General features: G+C 60.7%; 21 protein-coding genes and 4 pseudogenes. 7 read left to right on the top strand and 18 right to left on the bottom strand.

What is annotated here, in order from left to right; translation table 11 throughout:
• Positions 1-416: 416 nt before the first annotated feature.
• A complete protein-coding gene (locus XH89_RS41040) occupies positions 417-986 on the bottom strand; it encodes a maturase (RefSeq protein WP_232995595.1) in 570 nt (189 codons plus the stop codon).
• Entirely contained in the window at positions 952-1,206 is a 255-nt protein-coding gene (locus XH89_RS41795) for a hypothetical protein (protein WP_232995652.1), read from the bottom strand. The genes XH89_RS41040 and XH89_RS41795 overlap by 35 nt, the downstream gene beginning before the upstream one ends.
• 366 nt (positions 1,207-1,572) lie before the next feature.
• Here XH89_RS41795 and XH89_RS41035 point away from each other — a divergent pair, with 366 nt between their 5' ends.
• From XH89_RS41035 to XH89_RS41780, 4 genes and pseudogenes are all read left to right on the top strand, one after another.
• The gene (locus tag XH89_RS41035) at positions 1,573-1,740 is read left to right on the top strand and encodes a DUF2309 domain-containing protein (protein ID WP_164933827.1); all 168 of its coding nucleotides are present in this window, start codon (positions 1,573-1,575) and stop codon (positions 1,738-1,740) included.
• Entirely contained in the window at positions 1,733-2,476 is a 744-nt protein-coding gene (locus tag XH89_RS41790) for a recombinase family protein (protein WP_232995596.1), read from the top strand. Before XH89_RS41035 ends, XH89_RS41790 begins: the two co-directional genes overlap by 8 nt.
• A pseudogene (locus tag XH89_RS41785) lies at positions 2,377-2,607 on the top strand (recombinase family protein); the annotation flags it as partial. The gene XH89_RS41790 and the pseudogene XH89_RS41785, both read left to right, overlap by 100 nt.
• Positions 2,608-2,703: 96 nt before the next feature.
• Positions 2,704-2,973, top strand: coding sequence for a zinc ribbon domain-containing protein (locus XH89_RS41780; protein ID WP_232995653.1), 270 nt, complete (start codon positions 2,704-2,706; stop codon positions 2,971-2,973).
• 86 nt (positions 2,974-3,059) lie between these two features.
• Here XH89_RS41780 and XH89_RS41025 read toward each other — a convergent pair whose 3' ends face one another.
• The 4 genes and pseudogenes from XH89_RS41025 to XH89_RS41010 all read right to left on the bottom strand — a co-directional run bounded on the left by XH89_RS41025 (position 3,060) and on the right by XH89_RS41010 (position 6,001).
• A complete protein-coding gene (locus tag XH89_RS41025) occupies positions 3,060-3,692 on the bottom strand; it encodes a hypothetical protein (RefSeq protein WP_128929727.1) in 633 nt (210 codons plus the stop codon).
• A 439-nt stretch (positions 3,693-4,131) separates the two neighbouring features.
• Entirely contained in the window at positions 4,132-4,281 is a 150-nt protein-coding gene (locus XH89_RS41020; RefSeq protein ID WP_232995654.1) for a DUF2274 domain-containing protein, read from the bottom strand.
• 122 nt (positions 4,282-4,403) lie between these two features.
• A pseudogene (locus tag XH89_RS41015) lies at positions 4,404-5,522 on the bottom strand (IS630 family transposase).
• 194 nt (positions 5,523-5,716) lie between these two features.
• Positions 5,717-6,001, bottom strand: a complete 285-nt coding sequence (locus XH89_RS41010; protein ID WP_128929728.1) for a hypothetical protein — start codon at positions 5,999-6,001, stop codon at positions 5,717-5,719.
• A gap of 330 nt (positions 6,002-6,331) precedes the next feature.
• Between XH89_RS41010 and XH89_RS41005 the strand changes: the two genes are divergently transcribed.
• The 3 genes from XH89_RS41005 (at position 6,332) to istB (ending at position 9,968) form a co-directional block, all read left to right on the top strand.
• Positions 6,332-7,357, top strand: coding sequence for an IS110 family transposase (locus tag XH89_RS41005; RefSeq protein WP_164934317.1), 1,026 nt, complete (start codon positions 6,332-6,334; stop codon positions 7,355-7,357).
• Between the two features lie 281 nt (positions 7,358-7,638).
• Positions 7,639-9,129, top strand: a complete 1,491-nt coding sequence (gene istA, locus XH89_RS41000; RefSeq protein WP_128929730.1) for an IS21 family transposase — start codon at positions 7,639-7,641, stop codon at positions 9,127-9,129.
• Positions 9,126-9,968, top strand: a complete 843-nt coding sequence (gene istB, locus XH89_RS40995; protein ID WP_128955095.1) for an IS21-like element helper ATPase IstB — start codon at positions 9,126-9,128, stop codon at positions 9,966-9,968. Before istA ends, istB begins: the two co-directional genes overlap by 4 nt.
• A 706-nt stretch (positions 9,969-10,674) precedes the next feature.
• Here the strand turns inward: istB and XH89_RS40990 are convergent.
• From XH89_RS40990 to XH89_RS40940, 12 genes and pseudogenes are all read right to left on the bottom strand, one after another.
• Complete coding sequence (locus tag XH89_RS40990; protein ID WP_128929732.1) at positions 10,675-11,397, bottom strand: LrgB family protein; 723 nt, start codon at positions 11,395-11,397, stop codon at positions 10,675-10,677.
• A complete protein-coding gene (locus XH89_RS40985; protein WP_128929733.1) occupies positions 11,394-11,771 on the bottom strand; it encodes a CidA/LrgA family protein in 378 nt (125 codons plus the stop codon). Before XH89_RS40985 ends, XH89_RS40990 begins: the two co-directional genes overlap by 4 nt.
• A 273-nt stretch (positions 11,772-12,044) precedes the next feature.
• The gene (locus XH89_RS40980) at positions 12,045-12,326 is read right to left on the bottom strand and encodes an aldehyde dehydrogenase family protein (protein ID WP_164934311.1); all 282 of its coding nucleotides are present in this window, start codon (positions 12,324-12,326) and stop codon (positions 12,045-12,047) included.
• Between the two features lie 268 nt (positions 12,327-12,594).
• Positions 12,595-13,602, bottom strand: coding sequence for a PAS domain-containing protein (locus tag XH89_RS40975; protein ID WP_128929735.1), 1,008 nt, complete (start codon positions 13,600-13,602; stop codon positions 12,595-12,597).
• Positions 13,603-13,734: 132 nt separating this feature from the next.
• Positions 13,735-15,147, bottom strand: coding sequence for a pyruvate kinase (pyk, locus tag XH89_RS40970; protein ID WP_128929736.1), 1,413 nt, complete (start codon positions 15,145-15,147; stop codon positions 13,735-13,737).
• A gap of 105 nt (positions 15,148-15,252) precedes the next feature.
• Positions 15,253-17,031: an FAD-dependent oxidoreductase gene (locus XH89_RS40965; RefSeq protein ID WP_128929737.1), complete on the bottom strand. Its 1,779-nt coding sequence runs from the start codon at positions 17,029-17,031 to the stop codon at positions 15,253-15,255.
• Between the two features lie 36 nt (positions 17,032-17,067).
• Positions 17,068-17,892, bottom strand: coding sequence for a phosphoenolpyruvate hydrolase family protein (locus tag XH89_RS40960; protein WP_237867295.1), 825 nt, complete (start codon positions 17,890-17,892; stop codon positions 17,068-17,070).
• Complete coding sequence (locus tag XH89_RS40955) at positions 17,885-19,138, bottom strand: Tm-1-like ATP-binding domain-containing protein (RefSeq protein ID WP_232995598.1); 1,254 nt, start codon at positions 19,136-19,138, stop codon at positions 17,885-17,887. The genes XH89_RS40960 and XH89_RS40955 overlap by 8 nt, the downstream gene beginning before the upstream one ends.
• Before the next feature lie 218 nt (positions 19,139-19,356).
• Positions 19,357-20,214, bottom strand: a pseudogene (locus XH89_RS40950) (IS66 family transposase); the annotation flags it as partial.
• Positions 20,215-20,293: 79 nt separating this feature from the next.
• Positions 20,294-21,547 carry a group II intron reverse transcriptase/maturase gene (gene ltrA / locus XH89_RS40945; protein WP_128955096.1) on the bottom strand — a complete coding sequence of 418 codons (1,254 nt, stop codon included), beginning with the start codon at positions 21,545-21,547 and terminating at the stop codon, positions 20,294-20,296.
• Positions 21,548-21,761: 214 nt separating this feature from the next.
• Positions 21,762-21,896, bottom strand: a complete 135-nt coding sequence (locus tag XH89_RS41975; RefSeq protein ID WP_256436599.1) for a hypothetical protein — start codon at positions 21,894-21,896, stop codon at positions 21,762-21,764.
• A gap of 202 nt (positions 21,897-22,098) precedes the next feature.
• A pseudogene (locus XH89_RS40940) lies at positions 22,099-22,908 on the bottom strand (IS66 family transposase zinc-finger binding domain-containing protein); the annotation flags it as partial.
• Positions 22,909-22,939 lie beyond the last annotated feature (31 nt).

The raw sequence follows: 22,939 nt of genomic DNA, 5'->3' as shown, positions 1-22,939 counted from the left end.
TGCATTGTGTCGGGCCGCTGACCAACCCACTCGTAGACCCCTAAGCTGTCCATACTCTGACACCAGCCTATAAATGGAAGGGACCTGCTGCTGCGCGGTGCTGGTCAGCGAGTACAGTTTCGGCGCCATGCCTCGGAACCGGTTGATGAGCGCCGTAACGAACAGGCCTCGCCTCCGCTAGGGCGAGGACCTTCCGAATAGAGTTGCATCATCCAAGCTCGCTCCTCCTCAGCATAGGATTAAATCAGACAATTCCCCTCTGACGATGTCGATTCGGGAGAAACAACAGGCTCTAGATCGAGATCTTACTTGGCCTGTTTGGATCGTGGTCGAGTAGCTCAGCCATTTGGCTTTCGCCCTCACAGATCCGGGCAGGCGGCTTTCCCGCACCCGGCTCTTCCCGAGAGTAACCCGCGTCATATCCGCGCCTGCGCCCAAGTGCGAGTGATGCCCGGACCGGGCAGACGGAAGTGTGTCGTCAGGGTCTCGAACTCCGACCAGCCCATGCGCCGACTTTTCTGGCTACGCCGTCTCAGACAGCGCATCCACGTCCGACGCACTTCGCGGTAGAAGCCGTTGAGCGCTGGATAATTGTGCGGCCTGCCGTAGTAGCCGTAGTGTCCACGCAGAACAGCGGCGAACCACTGGTGCTGCGTGGCCAGTGACTCGTGCATGAGCCGCCAGGCGTCCTGGCGCAACGCCGTCAGCTTGCGCGTCAGGCGTTTCCCGTCCGTCTTGTGCTTCACCATGAACCGGCCGTCCCGGGTCCGCCCGCAGTAGTGGGTGAAGCCGAGGAAGGCGAAGGTCTCGGGCCGCCGCTCGCCGCGCCGCTGACGCGAGAGGGCCTCAAACCGGCCAAACTCGATCAGCCGCGTCTTGCCCTCATGAAGCATCAGGCCAAAGCTGGCCAGCCGCACCTTGAGGGCCAAGAGCATCTCCTGCGCATCCGCCTTACTCTCGAAGCCCATGACGAAGTCGTCGGGCATAGCGCACGGTGCGACCGCGTGCATGGCGACGGCGCCATTGGTGGGCCCAGAGATCGAGGACGTAGTGCAGGAAGACGTTGGCGAGGAGCGGGCTGATGCCCGCCCCTTGCGGAGTACCCCTGTCCGTTTCTTGCTTCTCGCTGCTCTCCAGAACACCGGCCCGCAGCCACAGCCCAATGAGCCGTAGAATGCGAGGATCGGCGATCCTGTGCGCCAGCATCCGCAACAGCCACTCGTGGTCGACCGAGTCGAAGGAAGCGGCCACACACTACCCATCGCCATGATATCCCAGCTTCGGTGACGATCACGCGCAAGCGTCACGCATTCGAAGGTCAGGCGTTGGCCGTGATCGGCACCATTAGGCGGCGCGGCGTCCGCTATCTCCTCACAGTTCTGCCAGATGGCAGTCGGTCGTTGATTCCGGCGAGTTGGACCGATTGGAAGGTTGAGCCGCTTGGAGGCACGCCGCCGACCGATGACGCTGTCCACGATCTCGGCAGGCTCGGTGATTTGCTCCACTTGCGCAAGCTCGTCGACGCTCTTTGCATCGGGGGTGCCGAGTCGGCGCCGTGCAAGGAGAGTCGCCATGCAATTGAACCTGGAGTTTTTCGATCAGCCCGATGTTCCACCAAGCGCGCCAGCAGCGTGGGACCAAATCGACGAAGCCGCCCGCATGGCGGCAATCGAGATTCTGGCGCGCCTCATTGCACGCCTGCTCCCGGACGACCTGGCGATGGAGGCAAGCGATGAGTGAGCGCGTCAAGATTACGTCAAGTCATCTCTCTCGACAGGCTTTCGTCTATCTGCGCCAATCCAGCGCCGCACAGGTCGAGCACAACCGCGAATCAACCGACCGGCAATATGCGCTTGCCGGCAAAGCGCGTGACCTCGGCTGGCCCGATGAACGCATCATCGTTATCGACGAGGATCTTGGCCTCTCCGGTTTGGGCTCGGTGGCGCGTTCGGGCTTTGCCCGCCTCACCGCCGAAGTGGCGCTCGCGCGCGTGGGCCTGGTGCTCGGTCTCGAAGTCTCGCGGCTCGCGCGCAATAACGCCGAATGGTACCGCCTGATTGATCTGGCCGGATTTACCGACACGCTGATCGGCGATGCCGACGGCATCTATCATTCGGCCGTCTTCAACGATCGCCTCTTGTTGAGGCTCAAAGGCACGATGAGCGAAGCCGAACTGCACGTGCTGCGGGCTCGCCTCAACGGCGAATCCGCAACAAGGCGGCGCGGGGTGAACTGCGCCGCGGGCTGCCGGTCGGCTTCGTCTGGGGCGAGGCTGATGGCGAGGTCCGCTTCCATCCTGACGAAGCTGTCGTCATCGCCATTCGCAGTGTTTTTGCACGCTTTGCCGAGATGGGATCGGCGCGTCGCGTTTGGCTCTGGTTTCGTTCCGAGGGGCTCACGTTCCCGCTGCAGCTGCACGCCCGTGCCCAGATCCGTTGGGTCGAGGCAAGCTACACCGCCATCCACCAGGTCTTGACCAATCCCGTCTATGTCGGCGCCTATATCTATGGCAAAACGCGTCAAGAGACGATTCTCTTTAGCACTGGTGCCCGCAAGAGGCGGATTCGATTCTTGCCGCGTTCCCAATGGCAGGTTCTCATCCCCGAGCATCATCCAGGGTTCATCGACTGGCAGACCTATGAAGCAAATCAGCAACGTCTCGCCGCGAACACGCGACCCCAGCCGCACAAGGGCGGCGGCGCCGTGAGAGAGGGCAACGCCCTCCTGCAAGGTCTTGTCAGTTGCGGCCATTGCGGCCGCCGCCTGCACACCCACTATCGCGGACGCAATTCTTCGCCAGGTTATCACTGTGCTGGCAAAGTGCTGGTCGAGAACCGAGGCGTTTACTGCCTCAATATCGGCGGCGTTCAGGTCGATGACGCCATCACCCGGGCGTTCATTGCCGCGTTGGAGCCCGCCAAACTGACCGCGACACTCACCGCCGAGAGGGAGGCGACGGGAAGTCTAGTGTAGTGAACACCTAACTTTCGTGCGCTAGTGTCGGGGGCCGCGTGAGCTGTCGTTGTGTGAGTGAGCAAACTGCTCGTAGATCGAGCTAATCAGCTCAACGGGGATGATATCGAAGCGGTATGGAAATAGCGAATGCTGCCCAGTCTCCGGGTCAATGGCTTCGAGAAAGTCCGCAACCGAACAAAGTGCTTATGGCGCAAGCGGCTCATTGGCATGGAGGCTGGAAACATGTCTCCGTTGAACGTGGCGCGAAGCCATGCAAATAACGCGTGCGAAGACGTCGTATTGCGTAAGGCGTCAGGCAACGTGTCTTCGCCGCAATGTTTTTTGAGCTTGCGCTTATCTACGATACCGCGGTCGACGAGATACTGGGTAAATATTACTCGGCCGATTAGACCTTGAGCGATGCCTCGCTCTAGGTCATCAGCGACGAGGTCCCGCTCGAGAGCGCTTAGATCGGACAGAAGCCTTTGATCGACGGTATTCTTCCGATTGATGGAATCGTTTCGAAGCCAGAATTGGCCGCTCTCCATTGCGAGGCGCCCGGCGAGTTCGTCCAGCGCGGTTAGCTCGCTAGCGATGATCTTGAACGTGTGGAGTCGGTTAGCTTCCGCATCGCCTTGTGCAAGCGGCCGGCCAAAGCCGTTGTAAAGCTCGATTGTGCTCGGGCTGACGATCCACAGGAGGGGCGTGTCGTGCCCATGGCGTCGCCAGCCTCTCAAGCTCGCTCGTCGATCACGCGAAGTCAAAGGAACTTGCCGTTCGCACCAGGGACGTCGCGTTACCAACGGCCCCGAGTAGAGCAGTTGTTCAATCGGTTTCCTCTTAAGCACGCAAGATGCGCTGAAAGCGCCCTGGCGTTCACCACAAGTCGGCAGCCGACATTTATCGGAAATTGAACGGTGATGGGTTGCGCCGGCTCGCCGCGAACAGAAGCCCTGCGTCCATTCCGAAGCCGAGCTTTTGAGTGTCTGCCTTTCGCAAGAACCGTTAGTTGCGGGGATACGCAACACCCGATTGTTGCGTTTGGTAGAACAGGAAATTCCGAGAGCCTCTGCATAACTGATCAGAAATGGCGACTCTGCGCCCCAACGCCTTCTAAGCTGTTGATTTAAAAGGTAGTTCATCGCTGCGCAGGTTGCTCGACCTGCTTCGCGAGCGCTAACCGGATCTCTCGGCCGCTCGAGGGACGGAATGAGTGTCACTTCGCTGGGGACATCGCAAGGCGCGGTCGGTCGCCACAAAGCGCTCGATCATGGGAGGAATCAATTTAGGGGGCTCTGTTGGCGTCGCGCTGCGGTTCCGTGTCAGAATTTCCGCGTTGTCCGGCCTCTAACGGGGCTATTTCATGCCTGTGATGTCTGGTTGCTAAGACGGTCGCCGGACATCCACACGATGACGAGGTTGGCCGAAGCGTTGAAGGAGGTCTTATCCTAGTGTCTTGAACCAGAAGTTCGCAACATCGGGTCTTGTTTTTCCGGGGCGCTGTAACGACAGAAGCGCTCGATGGAAGCAAGGATGTCGTCGGCGGATTTGGTCCATCGGAACGGTTTCGGATCGGCGTTGTGTCGTTCGATGAATGAGGCGATGTCTGCCCTGAGGGCGGCTACGCTGCGATAGACGCCGCGCCTGATCTTCTTATCGGTAAGAAGCGCGAAGAAGCGCTCGACCTGATTGAGCCATGACGAACTGGTCGGGGTCAGGTGCACATGCCAGCGCGGCCGTTTAGCCAGCCATTTCCGGATCAGCGGAGTCTTGTGGGTGGCATAGTTATCCATGACGAGATGGACGTCGAGTTGGCGGGGCACAGCGGCCTCGATCTCGTCCAAGAACTTGCGGAACTCGGCGGCACGGTGCCGTCCGTAGCACTTGCCGATAACCCGTCCGGTCGCAATGTCGAGGGCGGCGAACAGCGATGTGGTGCCGTGTCTTTTGTAATCGTGGCTCCTTCGGGCCGGCTGGCCGGGACGCATTGGCAACATCGGCTGACTGCGGTCCAACGCCTGGATTTGCGACTTTTCGTCTACACACAGAACGATGGCGTGTGCCGGCGGCGAGACGTAAAGGCCTACGACATCGCGCACCTTGGCCACGAAGTTCGGATCGGTCGAGAGCTTGAACGTCTCCATCCGGTGCGGCTGGAGGCCGAAGGCCCGTCAGATGCGTTGTACCGTCGATACGGATAGGCCGCTCGCCTTCGCCATGTCCCGGGAGCTCCAATGAGTGGCGTTCTCAGGGCAACTCTCCAACGTTCTCACGATCACGGCTTCGATGCGGGCGTCGTCAATCGTGCGAGGCGCGCCGGAGCGCGGCTCATCATGCAGCCCGGCCACGCGCTGCTCCACAAAACGTCGTCGCCACTTGCCTACTGTGCCCCGCTCCAGGCCTAGCTTGGCCGCCACGTCCTTGTTCTGACCACCTTCCGCGCAGGTCAGCACGATCCGGGCTCTCAAAGCCAGCGCCTGCGCCGTCTTCCGCCGCTTCGTCAGCGACGTCAGTTCGGCGCGCTCGTCATCGCTCAATATCAGGGGGGCAAGTTGCTGGACCGCCATCGGAGACTCCGTCGCTGTTTGCCGCCATCTTTGGCACAGCGACGCGAATCTAATGCGAATCTACGATTGCGAACTTGTGACTCAGGACACTAGAGTTTTACTTCACCGATCTGGCGAACAGTCGTTGCAACGCGACTGCAAAAAAAGGGAGGCTGCCAACTGCGCGGGTGTGAATTGGCCGGATAGCTCTCGACTTAAGCAATGGTTTCCACGATTTCATAGCGCCGGATCAGCGGTCCGATCCCCTCGTTGAGCAGGGTCAGGACGTTCTGCGTTGTCGGAGCGAGGAGTTCAATCCGCTCGATGCGAACTGGACTCCATGAAGGCTGCTTGTCCTCATCCGAGGCGATTTCCTCGCGGAGTTCGAGAACGATCTGTCGCACCTCTTCCAGCTCTGCAAAAAAGAAACTCTGGATTCCTGTGTCTTTCCAGCGATCTTCGTTCGGCTCAATCTCGCGTGAGTAGGTATATAAGATCATGGTTCCTCGCCTGCATGGGCGGCGGCGATCAAGGTGAGACCTTAGCGACAATCAGGATGAGACTGCGCGGATGGGGACGGACCGAAGGGAGGGCGTAGCCCGACCGGAGGACCGTTCCCATCGGCGTCGCGTTTTTCGGACCGGTCTGGCGGCTGGGTGCGGCTGGTGCAAGCTGTTGATTCGTCTCGACAAGAGGGAATCGATGCCTTGCCTGGCCTTCACATCACCGACCACCAGATGAGATGGGATGGTTGCCGCCCTCCCCAGACGGCATCGTAATGTGCCAAGAACGCAGTGTTTGAACCCCGAAGCGAAGAGGACGGCAAATTGATGGATACGGTGATCGGAGTGGATCTAGCCAAGAATGTGTTTCAGCTCCACGGGGCGTCAATGGCGGGACACTTGAAATTTCGAAAGAAACTGTCGCGGCTTCAGTTTCGGAAGTTCATGGCGGGCCACCCATCGGCAGTGGTGGTGATGGAAGCCTGTGGCAGCGCCCACTATTGGGCACGGGAGATGGTCAAGCTCGGCCATGAAGTGAAACTGATCGCTCCGCAATATGTGAAGCCTTTTGTGAAACGCCAAAAGAACGACGCGGCTGATGCCGAAGCAATCGTGATCGCGGCACAGCGCCCCGAGATGCGCTTCGTCGAGCCGAAATCGGAAGAACAGCAGGCCAGGGCAGTGCTCTTTCGGGCTCGGAAGCGCCTTGTTCATCAGCGCACCGATCTGGTGAATGCGCTGCGTTCTGTTCTCTACGAATTCGGCCATATCATCCCGCAAGGAATCGAACAACTTAAACGCATTGACGCAATCCTCGAAGATCCGAACAGCGATCTACCAGAACTGGTCCGCGAGGAATGTCGGAGTCTCATTGATCAGATCGCCTACAAGACGGAGCGGATCGATGCCAAGGCAGAGCAGCTCAAGAAGTTGGCGACGCGGACGGTCACGGCGCAGCGGCTGCAGACAATGCCGGGGGTCGGCCCGCTGACCGCACTCGCGATCGAGGCTTTCGCGCCCGACATGGCGGCCTTTCGACGTGGCCGAGACTTCGCGGCTTGGCTCGGCTTGGTCCCACGGCAACATTCCTCAGGGGGAAAGGAAAGGCTCGGACGCGTTTCGAAGGAAGGACAGGCGGACATTCGCCAGTTGCTCATCGTTGGGGCGATGTCGCGGCTGAACTGGCTCGGGCGCAAGTCGATCCCTAGCGGATCCTGGCTGGCGCAGATGCTGGCGAGGAAGCCGCGCATGCTTGTGGCGATCGCCTTGGCGAACAAGATGGCTCGGACGATTTGGGCCATGCTCACCCGGAAGGAGGATTATCGGAACCCAGCGCAGGCAGTGACGGCATGACTGCATGCAGCACGAAATAGCCTGACGTTGGCGAAGGGGGTGTGAGAAGGCGACGACCCGAATGGGCGCAACGATCGAACAGATCTGGATCAGGAAACCAGCTAGAGCCAAAGAGCCGACGTGCTCGGAGATGAGAATTGGACCTGGTCCGCGGATCACCATACCGGCCAGCGGCTTCTGAAAATGCCGTAAAGGAAGGCCTGACAGAAGACCGCACTCGATCACACGCCAAAGGGTCAGAAACTTCTTGCATTGCGGGCGGCAACCACAGAAGGCTGTACATGACCTACCGACTGACATTGTCTCCCGAGGCCGCGGCGGCCAAGGCGGGGTTCTCGAAAGCGAGCGCGTATCGGATCGAGGACGATTTGCGCCTGCCATCGCAGAAGAAGGTGCCGAGAGGCCGGCGACGGTCCGATCCGCTCGTGCCCTATTGGGACGCCGAGATCGTTCCGATCCTGAAGGCTGCGCCCGGCATCCGCGTGATCGGCGTGCTGGACGAGCTGCGCCGTCGGCATCCCGACCTCAACCCCAACATCCGACGCACGCTGGAGCGGCGCATCAATGCCTGGCGGGCGCTCAATGGCCCTGAACAGGACGTGATCTTCCGCCAGGAGCACGAGCCCGGTCGTCTGGGTCTGTCCGACTTTACCGATACAAGCCCGCTCGGCATTGCCATTGCTGGTGAGACGCTCGATCACCGGCTCTACCACTTCCGGCTGGCGTTCTCCGGCTTTGAGCATGCCCATGTCGTGCTCGGCGGCGAAAGCTTCGTCGCCCTGGCCGAGGGCTTGCAGAACGCCCTGTGGGCGCTCGGCGGCGTTCCGCGGGAGCATCGCAGCGACAGCCTGTCGGCAGCATTCCGCAATCTGGCGGCCGACGCGCGGGAGGATCTGACACAGCGCTACGCCGCGCTGATGGGCCACTACGGCATGGCGCCAACGCGCAACAATGCGGGCATTGCACACGAGAACGGCTCGATCGAGAGCGCGCACGGTCATCTCAAACGAGCGCTGGAGGATGCGCTGTTGCTGCGGGGCACGCGCGACTTCATCAGTCTCGATGCCTACCGGGCTTTTGTCGACGAGATTGTCGGCCGGCGCAACGCCAACCTCGCTAAGCGGATCGCGCTCGAAAAGGAAGCACTGGCGCCACTGCCGAAAGGCCGCACGACCGACTTCGAGGAGAAGGTGATCCCGGTGACGTCGTCAGGCGGCTTCATCCTGCGGCGCGTGTTCTACACTGTGCCTTCAAGACTGATTGGCCATCGCCTGCGTGTGCGCATCTTCGACGACCGGCTCGAATGCTTCCTCGGCGTCACGCCGGTCGGGACGCTGCGGCGCGGGCGGCCTGTGTCGGAGAACCACGGCGGGCATGTCGTTGATTATCGGCACGTCATCCATGCCCTGCGGCGCAAGCCGATGGCGCTCGTCAATCTCGTCTATCGCGATCAGCTCTTCCCGCGCGCGGCTTACAAGCGCCTCTTCGAGACCTTGCGGGAGCATGGCGACGACCGGCGCGCCTGCAAGGTGACGGTCGAGCTTCTGGCTCTGGCCCATGAGCGAGCCTGCGAAGCCGAGCTCGCCGAGGCGATCGCGACCGCTCTCGATGCCGGACGGTTACCCGATCTTGCGGCATTGCGCGATCGCTTCCGACCCGAGGCGGCCTCGATCCCGAGTGTCGCCGTCAAGCTGGCGTCGCTCGACGTCTACGATGAGCTGGCCTCCGTCAGCGTCGTGTCGGCCCACTCGAACCTGGGAGGAGCAGCATGACCAGCGGAGCTACCTCCATCGATGCCGCCCGCGTCGAGCTGCTGCTCAATGAGTTGCGCCTGCCCGGCGTCAAGGCGATCTGGCCGAAGCTCGCCGCGCAGTCGGACAAGGAAGGCTGGCCCGCCGCCCGCTTCCTTGCGGCCCTTGCCGAGCACGAGGCAGCCGATCGCACCCGCCGCCGCATCGAACGACACATGGTGGAAGCGCGTTTGCCCGCCGGCAAGACGCTCGCCACGTTCGAGTTCGAGAGCGTGCCTATGCTGTCAAAGGCACAGGCGATGGCGCTCGCCGCCGGTGACGTCTGGTTGAAGACCGGCGCCAATCTGCTGCTGTTCGGTCCACCCGGCGGCGGCAAGACCCATCTCGGCGCAGCGATCGGCCTGGCTCTCGTCGAGGACGGTTGGCGCGTTCTCTTTGCACGTACCACTGATCTGGTGCAGCGGCTGCAGGTGGCCCGGCGCGAGCTGGCGCTGGAGTCCGCAATCGCCAAGCTTGACCGCTACGACCTCCTGATCCTCGACGACATCACATATGTGAGCAAGGACCAGGCGGAAACCAGCGTATTGTTCGAGCTGATCGCCTCCCGCTACGAGCGACGCTCGCTGCTGATCACGGCCAATCAGCCATTTGGCGAATGGGGGCGTATCTTCCCCGATCAGGCGATGACACTGGCGGCGATCGATCGCCTGGTGCACCACGCCACGATCCTCGAGATGAACGTCGAGAGCTACCGTCGAAAAGTTGCTCTCGATCGCAGGCGCGGTCCAGGCCGGCCGCCGGTTCACGCCACTCCAAATGAACTCGAGAAGGCGGTGACTGACGCTGGCAATGCCGCTTGATTGTCGCGCAGCGTCAATCAAGCCTTGCCAAGCCCGCAGCCAGCGTCAATTATCTTCTGACTCGGCCGCCTCGTCTCATCTTGATTGACGCGCCGCTCTCATCCTGATTGTCGCGCCATACCTGCATACCTGCGATATCCCCGCCGGTCTTATACTTTCCAATTCTGCCATGGAAGATCAAATCCCTTGTTGAGGACGATGTAGTTGTCACTCTCCGGCTCGTGCGAGTCCGATGAAGTGCGTGCACTCCGGGCGGCAAACGGGCAATGGCGCGACACCTCCAGGCCTTCAGCCATCTCGTGAGGACTTGTCGACAAGATCGGACAGCTTCAGTTGGAACTGTCGCCGTCGGAATCCCTGCAAACCGTCCCTGACGGCGAGTAAATGCGTCCAGCACTATGGCCGTATGGGCGGGGGCGATAGCCAACGACAGCTTCCGTGGCGTCGGGCGCTGCATGGTACCAATCGTTGCCCACGAGTAGTAAATTCAAATTGCAGGCTTGTGTGGCAAATATCCGGTTCAGGAGGCAGCCGCACTTGCGCTCACAGCGCCGGGGCGTCCATTCCTACGCGATTGGGTTCAAGGAACCTATTCTGTGAGTGCGTAGGGTGGACTGCCCCGGCCCAGTGAAGATCGGGCCAGTGACGCTATCAACCATCAAGATCGATAGCGAGCTAGTGCGGAGCCGATACAAAAACCCGACGCTCATCTCATTAGCACTGTGAGCGCTAGCGGTACGAGGAAAGATGTGATTAGTGCGTTTAGGCTCATAGCAATTCCAGAAAACACGCCAGCCACCTCGTCCACCTGAAATGCTCGCGCGGTGCCGATCCCGTGCGCGGCGATTCCTGCCGCAAAGCCACGAGCCCGAAAATCGGTGATGCCGGTACGGTTCATCAATCGCGTGACAACGGTCGCTCCCATGATCCCGGTGAGGATGACCGCGACTGCCGTCAGAGACGGATCCGCCTGCAGCGTTTCGCTGATGCCCATTGCGACCGCGGCCGTTACCGACTTCGGGGCAAGGGACAGGATCACCTCGCGAGGCAGGCCGGCAGCCTCCGCAAGCAGCACAATCGAGAAGACGGCCGTGACCGAGCCCGCAACGAGCGCTGCCAGCATCGGCACGATCGAGGCAAGGACAATCTTGCGATTTTCGTATAGCGGGACCGCGAGCGCGACGGTTGCCGGGCCGAGCAGGAAATGCACGAACTGCGCTCCGCCGAAATAGATCGCATACGGCGTGCCAGTTGCGAATAGAAACGCGCCGATGATCCAGACCGCGTGCAGCACGGGATTGGCAAGGGCATGACGGCGAAGCGCAAGCGACACGGCATCCGCGATTGCATAGACCAGCAAGGTGACCGTCAACCAAAGCAACGGGGATTGCGAGAGATAGACCCAGAGGGAGAACGGATTGTCCTTCACGGTGCCTCGCTGAACAGCCGACTGATAAGGCGGAACGTCAGAACCGTCGCAAGCAAAGTCACCATGACCGAGACAGCAAGGATCAATATTATAGCGAGCCCGTGCGTCGCGAGGAGATCGAGCTTTTCCACGACGCCAATGCCGGCTGGGACGAACAGGAGCGACAGATGCTTGAGCAGCCCCTTGCTTGCTGTTTCCACGCCGCTATTTCGTAGTGGGCCTCGAGCGATGCTTGAAAATCTGTCACGGGCAAGCAGCAGAATCAGCAAGAGCAGGAGCCCGAGCACGGGACCTGGCAGCGGTAGGCCGAGGCCCCGGGTGATGACTTCGCCGGCGAGTTGGCAGAGCAAGATAAGACTGAGACTTGCAAGCATGAAACACCCTGAGCGGCACATTCATATCAGGAGGAGCTACCGAAAAATTGTCCATGGCCGCGTGGTCGAGAACCGACCGCCCCTTCTTCGATTTGCTCAAGTCCGAGACGGCTTCTGACCACATCAGGTGCTCGCCCGGATCACGAACTTAGTACTGAGATATCCCTCGATTGCTTCCACCCCGCCTTACGAACCGTAGCTGGAATCCCTGATGTTTCCGAACGGGACTTCTGAAAGCGCCAAGCTAGGTATTTGATGGACACCATACCGCTTTCAAGCGGTCGGCCCCGAAGGCACAAGCCGTCGATTGGCCTCCTCGGCGACCTCGTCGTAGCTCTTGAATGCAATGATCTGGCGCGAGCGGCCAAACGACTCTTCATTCATGATACACGCCTCGGGCGAGGTCCCCGTCAGGACCGTTGACTCGACGAAGAACCCTTCGTTGCCAATGCGCTTGCCATCGGTCTGCAAGAATGCGCCGCGCTGGACTGACAGCGCCGGCAACGAAGCTCTCCATCGCATCGGCCAGCCGCGAATTGGCGAGTTGTCCCCCATTCGCGTATCCTTCTCGAACACATTTCCGACCTTGATGCGCCAAGCTTCTATCGTAGTTCGCCAAGTCGGCCCTTCTCGCCACATTTCAGACCTTTCTTGATAGGGCATTGAATTCGAGCAGCAGGCAATCCGCTATGCCTTCACCATGGCTGCGACCACCAGGAAGGAATGAACGCGTTCTCTGAGAAGCGTTCGCCGAAGTTTCGGGGTAGCTAGACGAGAAAGAGAGCTGGGGAGTAGTCATCAGAGGCCGTTGGGTCTGCACCGGCTATCGCGGCCGGACACCGGGCTTGCCAACCACAGGGAACGTAAATTCGATTCCCGCTTCAGAAAACGTCTTCCGCAACGTTTCCATCAGCTCATCAGACATCTGGGGAGTGTCATTGTACTCCTCCAGCCGCCGAATGACCGCGGAAGACACGCCCGCTCGCTCCGCTAGCTCCTTTACCGACCAGTTTAACATTCCACGCGCTGCACGCAGTTGCCTCCCCGTGACCTTTGAGGCCCCTCTTCGCTCCCGCGCGAGTATATCATGGTGTGCGTCGCTCCACGTGCCGAGCCATTCTCGAACGCCACCCTCGCTGTTCTTGAGGGGCACCGCCGCGCCCTGGTGCCAGCGATAGATGCCGTCCGGCCGGCGCAAGCGACATTCGACGTTATAAGGCTGCGCTGTCTCGACCGAGACCGCCCACTCTCTTAGAGCTGCCTCGCGGTCATCCTCATGGATGAGACCGATCCAGTCCTTGAAACGTGATCCATGATCTTCGGCAGTCTCTAGCGCATTGGAAACTGCAGTGAGGCGACCATCGCTACTGCTTGTCCATGGGAAACCCCGACAGATCTCAGCCAATGCCCTGTAGCGCTCCGCTTCTACTTTGAGCGCGTCCAAGAGATTGCGCTGTTCAGTGATATCGCGCGCGAGCCCAAGAATGCACTCTGGTTTGCCGGCCTCATCGAGCAGCGGTTCGGCCCGGCCGTGGATCCAGCGCAAAGTTCCGTTCGGACGGATGACACGAAATTCACCCTCGAGCAACGATCGATTGAGCTCCCGTGCGCCGAAACAGCGCATGCTGCTGCGGTCATCGGGATGAATCCTTTTCTCGATTTCCGCGTATGCTGGCGTAGTTCGACGCGGATCCAGCCCAAATAGCTCATAAAGGCCACGGGACCATTGCATCTGGCCGTTGCCGTCGCTGCGCCACAGTCCGACAGAGAGCTTCTCTTCCAAGAATGGAAGGACATTTGCAAGGCTGAGGCCGCTCTCGAAGTCAGGCAATGTGAGCTCCTGGCCGGACCTGGGGCCGAGTTCGGTGCATCTCGCGCGCGATCATCTTTGACGCCTCGCCCTCCTCCCGACCGCAACCAAGACGCCTCGCCCGACGGTTCACGGCAAATGACCTTGTCCTTCTTAGCAGGCAGCCACGCGGAGATTGTTTGTCGCGCCTCTATGTCCGAATGGCAGGCCAAAAACCACCACCGCCAGGTCGCCCGACCGCGCATAACCTTCCCGCTGGGCCGCCACGGCGGCGATCTGGGTTATTTCCTCATAGCCAGAGGGATCGCTGGCCACCACACTGTGTACGCCCCACAACAGGCACATGCGCCGCGCCACGTTTTCATCCTGCGTCAGAGCAAGGATCGGAACCGGCGGCCGCTTGCGCGAGATGCGGGCCGCGGTCGTCCCGCTGGCTGTGAAGCCGACGATGGCTTTGGCCTCGATGGTGGCTGCAAGATCTGCACCCGCGGCAGCGACCGCATGCGGAGGCGTATTCTCCTCGTCAACTCGTGAGGCCTCAATCAGGGACCGGTAGAGACGATGCTGCTCTGTACTCCTGATGATGCGATCCATCATGGCGACGGCCTCGATGGGATAGGCGCCGCTTGCCGATTCGGCTGACAGCATCACGGCATCGGCGCCATCATAGATGGCGGTCGCAACATCTGAGGCTTCCGCGCGCGTTGGCGTCGGCGCCGCCACCATAGAGTCGAGCATTTGGGTTGCGACGATCACGGGCTTTGCGGCCAGCCGGCAGGCGCGGACGAGTTCTTTTTGCCGGCCAGGCACGTCTTCTGGGGGGATTTCGACCCCGAGATCACCGCGCCCGACCATGAGAGCGTCTGACAACTGAATGATATCGTCGATGCGATCAAGCGCCATGGGCGTCTCGATTTTGGCGACGAGGCCCGCTGCTTCACCAATGAGGGCCCGCGCCTCGATCAGGTCTGAAGGCTTCTGAACAAATGACAGCGCAACCCAGTCGACACCGAGCTCCAGGCCGAAGGCGAGATCGGCGCGATCTTTCTTGGTGAGGGGCGAGATATCGAGCGACGCCCCCGGCAGGTTTACGCCCTTATGATCGCGGATCGGGCCGCCGACAATGACGCGCGCGACCATTTCGCGATCGCCCGGTCTTTCGACGCTCAGGCGCACACGGCCGTCGTCGATGAGCAGCTTTTGGCCTGGATGCGCAGCTGCAAATATTTCCGGATGCGGCAGAGGGATTGCCTGCTTTCCACCTCTTGCTCCGTCGAGGACAAAGCGGACGCTCTCTCCAGCATGCAGGCATAGCTTGCCCTCTTCAAGCAAGCCGATCCGGATTTTCGGGCCTTGCAGATCCTGTAGCACTCCGATGGGACGGCCGAACTCTTGCTCGAGCGCGCGGATCGCCGAAAACGCGCGCGCGTGGTCGTCTTGGCTGCCATGGCTGAAGTTCAGGCGAAAGGTATCTGTGCCTGCAAGATAGAGATCACGGATTTTGTTAGCCTCGGTTGTGGCCGGACCGAGGGTTGCGACGATCTTGGCGTGGCGCGAACGACGCATCAAAATTGAATCCTGTGCAATGGGCTACGTTAGGGATCGGCGCTCATAGCTGTTGCCAATACCGGGTTTATCACGCGCCTCGCCCGCGCCATTCCCAAGTCGACATCACGCTCCCGAAGCGGCAGCAGCTTTCTCTTGCTGCGTCGAGGAAACGATACTGTTGACGGCCCGGTACGCGAACACAATGGCTGGCCCAATGGTGATGCCTGCTCCGGGATAGATCCCACGCATCGGGGAGGTCATGTCATTGCCGCAAGCATAGAGTCCTGGAATTGGCCTTTCCTGACCGTCCAATACCTGCCCGCAAGTGTCGGTTGCCAATCCGGTTGCAGTGCCGAGCGTTGCCGGAACGATTGGGAGTGCGACGAACGGGCCGGTTTTGATTGGCCCAAGGTTTGGGTTCTTCTTGCCCACGGCCGAATCGCCGAGCGTGCGATTGAAAGCCGATTCACCGCGATTGAACAGCGGATCGCGCCCCTCAGACGCATGCGCGTTGTGTTCTTCGACAGTCTTTTGAAGCGCGGCGGACTCCAATCCCAGCTGCTTCGCAAGCTCTGGAATCGTCCGGGCGACCTTGATGTAGCCAAGGCGCGCATATTTCCCGATGCTCAAGGTCCATGGCCATGGCAGCAAATGCCCCATCCCTCTCAGCCGTACGAAGTCGTGGTCGCAGATGAAATAGAACCGCTTGTCTGCCGGATACCCACCGTTGAACATCGCCAAGCAGATGTCGTGATAGGAATTGGATTCGTTGACAAAACGCTTTCCATCTGGCCCCACGGCAATGACGCCGGGACGGCCGCGGTCGAGCCAGCCGTAGGGAACGACTTGCGAGGAACTGCCGCTCTTCAGAATCGATACGGGCGTCCAGAAGCCGGCAGAGGCAACATTGTTGTCGATTGCCGCTCCGAGCCTTGTCGCAAGAGAGATGCCGTCGCCTGTCGCATCGGGATGGGCGAGCGTGTCGTCGTGCTGGTGGGGGCCACTGAGCTCGGCTCTCAATTGCGCGTTACGCGCAAACCCGCCCGTTGCGAGGATCACCCCATGGGAAGCGCGCACGCGAATCTCGGAATCGGCCGACTTAACGACCGCGCCGGTGACGCGGCCTTCTTCCTTGATCAACTCTACGAGCGGGGATTCCGGCCATATCTCGACGCCGTACTTGCGCAGGCTCACAAGCAAGCGCGCGATCAGGGCGTTGCCTCCGCTGAGCTCGGTGCCGCGCCTGTGGCCAAGCCGGTCACGCGCGTAGCGGCTGACGCGGCGCAAGACGTGCCTGAGCGAGGCAAAGGATTGAAACGGATTGAGGAAGCTTCTCACCTCGCTCGATGAGATCATCATTCCGCCGAGCACAACGCGGATGGGATTGCCTATCAGATCGAAGTCGCTGCCAAGAAGCCGTCCGTCATAAGGCGCGGGGCTCAGTGCCCGGCCCTTATCGACTCCGCCGACCTGGCTTGAATGGTAGTCGGGGGCCGAGGCCAGCGTGAACTTGACTTCAGTCCCGTTCTCAAGGGCGGCGAGCGCAGCCGGGCCGTCCTCGAGATAGGCATCAACAAAGCCTGACCGGTAATATGTGCCAAGTTCATGTTGCAGGTAGGTCTTCGACTTCGCAAGCGAGTCGTCGATCTTCGCCGAGCGCGCTTGGTTCGAGCAAGGAACCCAGATCATTCCATTGGAGAGAGCTGTCGTGCCGCCAAGCCGCGCCGACTTTTCGCAGACAGTGACGCGCAGTCCTGCCTTTGCTGCATAGAGCGCAGCCGAAAGCCCGGCCGCACCACTACCGACCACGAGAACGTCGGTTGCCCAATTGTGCTCCGGCCTCCCCTCTCGGGCGAGTGCGACGGTCTTTCCCTTGCCTGATTGGCCCATCGGGTTATTCATTCGAGCCTCGCTGCGAGTGTTCTCTTGGAGCTGACGTCAGTGATGCCGCGGAAGCGGGACGGCTTTGAACTCCTCAGCCGCCGCCTTCACTGCCCGTTCGATCGGGATTCTTTCGATGGACGAGGCGCCAACGAAACCCACGCATTGCGTTGATCGGTACACCACGATCGTATCCTCCGGCTCCGCGATTGCACCGCCATGGCAAAGCAGGATCACATCGGAGCGCACGCTCCTTGCGGCGTCGCTGATGTCGTTGATGCGCCTGATCGCCTCTTGGATGGGCTGTCCTTCCTCATGGCCGACGAGCCCGCCTCGGGTGGCTCCTACGTGAGGGACGATGCAGTCCGCACCTGCGCCCGCCATCGCTTTGGCGTCGTCAGGGCTCGCGACATAGGCAAGCGAGAAGATGTCCTTCTTGCGCGCAGCCGCGATCATCTCGACTTCGCGTTCGAAGCCTAGTCCGACGCGCCCGCGGCGATAGCGCCATTTGTCGCCCATCGTGGAGATGGTCGGATAGTTGATTACGCCGGAGAAACCGGCCGACCAGAATTTGTCGAGCAGGGCATCAAGATCGAGCCGGAGGGGATCCCATGCCTCAATGCCGCCGATCACGGGCACCGAAGAAACGACGTTGCGGACTTCCGAGGCAAGTTCGAGCGTGCGCGCATTGGAATCGCCGATCCGGCTGGTCGGAAGTCCCATTAGGCGCGACAGCCCGGTGCTGTAGACGACCAGCATGTCCGCGCCCCCGAGCACTGCACATTTCGCAACCAGACCACAGCTGCTGCCCGCGGCAAGAATGGCTTTTCGCTCCGCCACCTGGTTTGCGATCTTGGCCAGGATTTCGGTTCGCTCAAACATTCGCATCGCCATCAGCCTTCTTGCCCAATTGCTTGAGGATCCATCTCGCAGCCGCCTCCGCAAATTCGGGATCGTTGATGTGACAGTTCAATTCGCGGACCGTAACCTTGGGCGGCAGATTGTCCTTAAGCGCATCGAGCCACGCGCGGTCCGCATCAGGATCTCGAAAGATGCCGCCGTCGCGGTCATAGTCGGAGACGCCTTTTGCCGGCCAAAGGACCATGACAGGCCCTTCTGCCAACGACAGCCGCTGGGCCGTAAGCCGGCCGATGCTCGTATTCTCGGCGAGGGTTGTGCGCATCAGCGTCGTGTACGGTGTATGGGAGTAGAATAGCCGGCCGCGAAATTGATCAGGAACGCTGGATGGCGCACCAAAATTGACCATGTCCACCGCGCCAGGCGCGATAACATGCGGTATTGATTGCTCTGCCGCTCCCTTGAGCCGATCCGGCCCGGCGCTCGCGGTGCCACCCACGATTTCGTCGGCGAGTTCGGTTGTGGTCAGATCAATCACAGCATCGAATTCGCCGGCCGCGATCAGCTGCTCCATCTTGCGGCCGCCCGCCCCGTTTGCAGGAAAGACGATCGCGTCGACCCCGGCCTTGCCGAGGCGCCCAACGCACTGAGTTGCCGCCGGCGTCGTCACTCCGAAGGCCGTGATCGCAACGATCTTCGTCTTTCGCGCAGCTTTGGCGGGCGCATAGCGCATGGCGGCGATGGCCTGTCCTGCATTCTGCAAGACCCGCTCGGTAAACGCATTGATCCCGAAGAGATCGACCAATGTCGGATAGAGCATGATGTCGTTGTGGACCGCCAATTCGGCGAGAAGTGCTGGCCTTGCGCTGCTCACGAGCAGCTTGGGAAAGCCATAAGGCAAATCAGATACGACTTCGCCGAACACCGCACTCCCCTTCCCACCGGCGACCCCGACGATCGCGCCGATGGCCCCTGATGCCAGCAGATCGCGAACTTTCCCGCGTGTTGTTGCGGCGATTTCTTTCAAGAGCTCGGCGGGCGAGGCGACGCGAACGCTATGACCGCCTGCTTGATTCGTCCGGGGCGCAATCTTCGAGGTGCCGACGTCAATCAGGACGGTCTTGCGGCCACACTTACAGATGATATCGGCCAAGTAGGAGACTTCGCGGCCCTTGGTATCGAGCGTAGCCACAATCGCGACTGCGTTCGAAAGCTCGGACAGGCTACCATCCCGGACCGCCCCCTGGCCGTCCGTGCAATGGTGAGACACGATTTTTCTCCTAGATCATTCTGACCAACGCGAGGTCTAGACCGAGCGGGATCGGCGTATAAGACCGCAAAGCGTCTAAGTGGGTAAGATTGGGTAGCCTCCTCCCGAAGTTCGAGCTACGTGCGCGCGGGCTTTTCAAGTGTACGCATACGACGAAGGCCGCCTGATTGACGCATGCGCGCGAGCACGGCGAGTTCTACGATGGCGTTGCGTGAAGGTCAGGCGGCTTGCTGATCGGCGGACTTGCCGGCTTGGTGCAGGAGCTTCCATTCCCAGGGCAGCAGTTCGCGCAGACGCGAGGTGGGAAGATCGGCGATCCGGGCGAGGACGTCGGCGAGCCAAGCCTTGGGATCGACGTCGTTGAGGCGACAGGTCGTGATCATCGTCAGCATGATAGCGGCACGGTCGGCGCCACGTTGGCTGCCAGCGAAGGTCCAGTTGCGCCTTCCCAAGGCAATGCCTCTCAATGCACGCTCAGCGCAATTGTTGGTCAAGCAGATCCTGCCATCGTCGAGGAAGCGGACGAAGTCGTCCCAGCGCTTGAGCATGTAGTTCATGGGCTTCAGGACCTCGGCGGAGCGGGAGAGGCTTTCTCGCTCGCGGAGCAGCCAGGCGTGCATGTCGTCGAGCAGCGGCTTGCTCCGCTCCTGGCGCACAGCACGCCGCTCGTCGGCACCACGGCCGTTGATGGCGCGCTCGATCTCGAACAGGGCGTCAAGACGCCTGACCGCCTCCAGCGCGATCGGGGAGACCGGTTTGCCCTTGCCTTCCCGGGCGGCTTTCTCGATGTCAGCCAGCTCGAAGAATCCCCGCCGCGCATGGGCCAGGCAAAATGCCGGCGTGATCGGCATTGCTTTCCTTTTTGGATCGAACAACGGCTCGAAGCCGCCATAGCAATCCGCCTGCAGAATGCCGGCGAAGGCGGCCAGATGCCTCTGAGGATGTTCGCCCCGTCGGTTGCCCGAGGCATAATAGACCGCCGCCGGCGGCGCAGGCCCGGCGAACGGCCGGTCATCCCGCACATACGTCCAGATCCGGCCGGTCGTGCATTTGCCCTTCGCCAGGATCCGGATGGTGGGGTGAGTAGGCCGGAGGGATTTCACCTCCAGCCTCTCGCAGAACCGGGCGTGAGACTCTCGCCTCACCCGGCTCCCATCAGGCAATCTTGCCGCCATCGCCGAGTTGCCAATGCACAAAGAGCCTGCGGTTCTCACGCGCGATCTTCTCCAGGAAGAGACGCGCGCGTCCTAAACGGTGATGGAAGCGCTTGTACTTTCGCTTCAACCAAATACCTAACGTCTGGTTGATGTAGCGCGCCAGCGGATAAAGCGCTGAGCGGGTGTATTGCCCATAATAAGCGATCCACCCCCTAACCATCGGGTTTAGCTCGCGAGCAATATCGTCCAGCGTCACCTCGGCTCGCCTGCGAAGTTTCAAGCCTCGGACCTTCGCCCGCATGGCGTTCAGCGCTGGTTTGCTGACCGCCGGGGTGAACCCACAGAACATCTTCTGCGAATGCGGCCCCAGGACCGATCGTGGCCGGAAGCAATAACCGAGAAAGTCAAACATGACCGTCTCGCTTTTACCTCGGCGTCGATCATCCTTGCAGTAGACGATCCTCGTCTTCGTAGGATGCAATTCCAGATGGCACTCCGCCAGCCGAGCCTGGAGCGCTTCGCGAACGCTTTGCGCCTCCATCTCATTCCGATAATGTACCAACCCGTCATCCGCATACCGACACCACCTGAGATCGGGGAACGTCCGCGCCATCCAGAGATCAAATGCATAGTGCATGAAGAGGTTGGCGAGGATCGGGCTCACCACGCCCCCTTGTGGGGTGCCGCGGCTTCGCTCGATTATCGTTCCATCCTCTTGCACCATCGGCGCTGTCAGCCATCGTTCGATGTAGAGCAGCGCCCATGCGCACGTCACATGTTTCCGGACGGCCCGTAGCAACAACTCGTGGTCGATATTGTCGAACAATCCTTTGATGTCGAACTCTAGAAACCAATCATACTTCCAGCACCGCTGTCGCGTGACGCCTACGGCATCGAGAGCCGATTTTCCGGGTCTGTAGCCATAGGAATCCGCCAGAAAGATTGCGTCAAGAGCCGGCTCAATCAGTTGTTTAACAACTGTCTGTGCCACGCGGTCCGCCACGGTGGGCACCCCGAGGATCCTCTGGCCTCCACTCTTCTTTGGAATGGAGACAGCCCGAACAGGCGGCGGGAAGTAAGCGCCTGAACTCATTCGATTCCAAATCTTGTAGAGATTTCCCTTCAAGTCGGACTCGAACTGCTCAATCGTCACTCCGTCGACACCGGCTGCGCCACCATTGGATCGCACCTGCAGATATGCTTCGTACACCTCTCTCTTGTCGATGTTGAACGGCTTGCTCGGCTGGTTCATCGACGTCCTCCTGTTGCCAGTTGCGACGATGGCCAGCCCACCTGATCCGATCCCTTCGCTCCGGCCCCATTACGAGCCTTCGTCGCTAATACGGATCGGTCCGTCCCAGTGCTCCGCGTCGGTAATCTCGCCTCGCGGTCTTCTCCGCTTGTGCTTCTCCCTTTCCATCGGAGCGACTGGTTCCTGCAGTTCCGCGGCAGCGCCTGCATCCGATTCACGCCCCCTCAACGCCGGTCGCCGCCCGCCCGGTCATCAGGCTCCCGGCGGGCTCATCCCAGAGGGACGACACACCTCTGGTTTTGACGACGATTTCCACGTTACGACGGTTCATCGGCGGGTTCATTTTCATTCGTCTCTCGGACGCGTATCCGTTCGGGTCTCCCCCGACCGTTAGCTTCAACGCTCACGACCGCGCCTCTTAAGCGAAGCCGCTTGAAGTGATTTGAGACCTACTCCTGAAAGTCGATCCCGAGGGGCCTACCCTCATCGCTGCCACAGCTTGCGCGCACAGATTTTCAGATCATTTTGATCATCCTTTCTGTGTGCTTCTGCAGAACACTGTCATCGCCGTGCAGCCGCTCGGCGGCGAGGACATGGCGCTCAATCAGCTGGAACAACGGCATGACGGCGAAGGTTCCGTGGCCGACCTGGTCGGCCAGCGTCGACAGCGGCAGGTCGATCCGCTCAGCCTTGAAGCGCACGCTCTGGCGATTGAGCGGGATATGCATGCCGAACTTGTCGAACAGCATTGTCGCCAGCAATTGCGGACCGATGAAGCCGCGCGGCGTGGCATGGAACGGTGCCGGCGGCTGGCTTATCTTCTCGCAATCACGGCAGGTGAACTTCTCGCGTACCGTCTCGATGACCTTAAAGCGACGCGGAATCTCCTCCAGCGTCTTGGTCACATCCTCGCCTAGCTTCGCAAGGCGCGATCCACCGCAGCAGGCGCAGGTCGTTGGAGCCTCGATAACGACGCGCTCACGTTCGATGTCGTCCGGCCACGGCTTGCGCACCGGCCGCTTACGCGTGAAGGCGCTTACGCTCTGGGTTTTTGCGGCGGCAGCCTGCGCAGCCAGCTCATTCTCGGTCGCCGTGGTGGCGAGTTCTTCGAGCTCCAATTCCAACTGCTCGAGTAGCCGCGCCGTGCGCTCGGAGCGCAGCCCGTGCAGTTCGCGTTTGAGCTTCTCGATCCGTAGCTCAAGATGAGCGATCAGCACCTCGCTGTCCGACAGCTCCGCCCGCGCGTTGGCGGCATCCGCGACTGCCACATCGCGTTCAGCCTGCAACGCCTCGCGCTCGGCCAGCAGCGCAAGGTAGGCGCTCGCGAGATCCGACGGAAGATCGTCCGGCTTCGATGTCATGAAGCCATTGAATCAGATCAAGCCGCAGATT

This window comes from Bradyrhizobium sp. CCBAU 53340 (assembly GCF_015291645.1).
Lineage (GTDB): Bacteria > Pseudomonadota > Alphaproteobacteria > Rhizobiales > Xanthobacteraceae > Bradyrhizobium.
Note: the sequence above shows the minus strand (reverse complement) of the source record. Positions and strands in the feature narration are given on the sequence as shown.

Excerpts from the sequence above, each read along its gene's own strand:
- istA (WP_128929730.1), top strand. The coding sequence starts at position 7,639 with ATGACCTACCGACTGACATTGTCTCCCGAGGCCGCGGCGGCCAAGGCG.
- XH89_RS41005 (WP_164934317.1), top strand. The coding sequence starts at position 6,332 with ATGGATACGGTGATCGGAGTGGATCTAGCCAAGAATGTGTTTCAGCTC.
- XH89_RS41040 (WP_232995595.1), bottom strand. The coding sequence starts at position 986 with ATGCCCGACGACTTCGTCATGGGCTTCGAGAGTAAGGCGGATGCGCAG.
- XH89_RS41790 (WP_232995596.1), top strand. The coding sequence starts at position 1,733 with ATGAGTGAGCGCGTCAAGATTACGTCAAGTCATCTCTCTCGACAGGCT.
- pyk (WP_128929736.1), bottom strand. The coding sequence starts at position 15,147 with ATGCGTCGTTCGCGCCACGCCAAGATCGTCGCAACCCTCGGTCCGGCC.
- XH89_RS41035 (WP_164933827.1), top strand. The coding sequence starts at position 1,573 with ATGCAATTGAACCTGGAGTTTTTCGATCAGCCCGATGTTCCACCAAGC.
- XH89_RS40960 (WP_237867295.1), bottom strand. The coding sequence starts at position 17,892 with ATGTTTGAGCGAACCGAAATCCTGGCCAAGATCGCAAACCAGGTGGCG.
- XH89_RS41795 (WP_232995652.1), bottom strand. The coding sequence starts at position 1,206 with ATGCTGGCGCACAGGATCGCCGATCCTCGCATTCTACGGCTCATTGGG.
- XH89_RS40965 (WP_128929737.1), bottom strand. The coding sequence starts at position 17,031 with ATGAATAACCCGATGGGCCAATCAGGCAAGGGAAAGACCGTCGCACTC.
- XH89_RS40980 (WP_164934311.1), bottom strand. The coding sequence starts at position 12,326 with ATGGGGGACAACTCGCCAATTCGCGGCTGGCCGATGCGATGGAGAGCT.
- istB (WP_128955095.1), top strand. The coding sequence starts at position 9,126 with ATGACCAGCGGAGCTACCTCCATCGATGCCGCCCGCGTCGAGCTGCTG.
- XH89_RS41975 (WP_256436599.1), bottom strand. The coding sequence starts at position 21,896 with ATGAAAATGAACCCGCCGATGAACCGTCGTAACGTGGAAATCGTCGTC.
- XH89_RS41010 (WP_128929728.1), bottom strand. The coding sequence starts at position 6,001 with ATGATCTTATATACCTACTCACGCGAGATTGAGCCGAACGAAGATCGC.
- XH89_RS40985 (WP_128929733.1), bottom strand. The coding sequence starts at position 11,771 with ATGCTTGCAAGTCTCAGTCTTATCTTGCTCTGCCAACTCGCCGGCGAA.
- ltrA (WP_128955096.1), bottom strand. The coding sequence starts at position 21,547 with ATGAACCAGCCGAGCAAGCCGTTCAACATCGACAAGAGAGAGGTGTAC.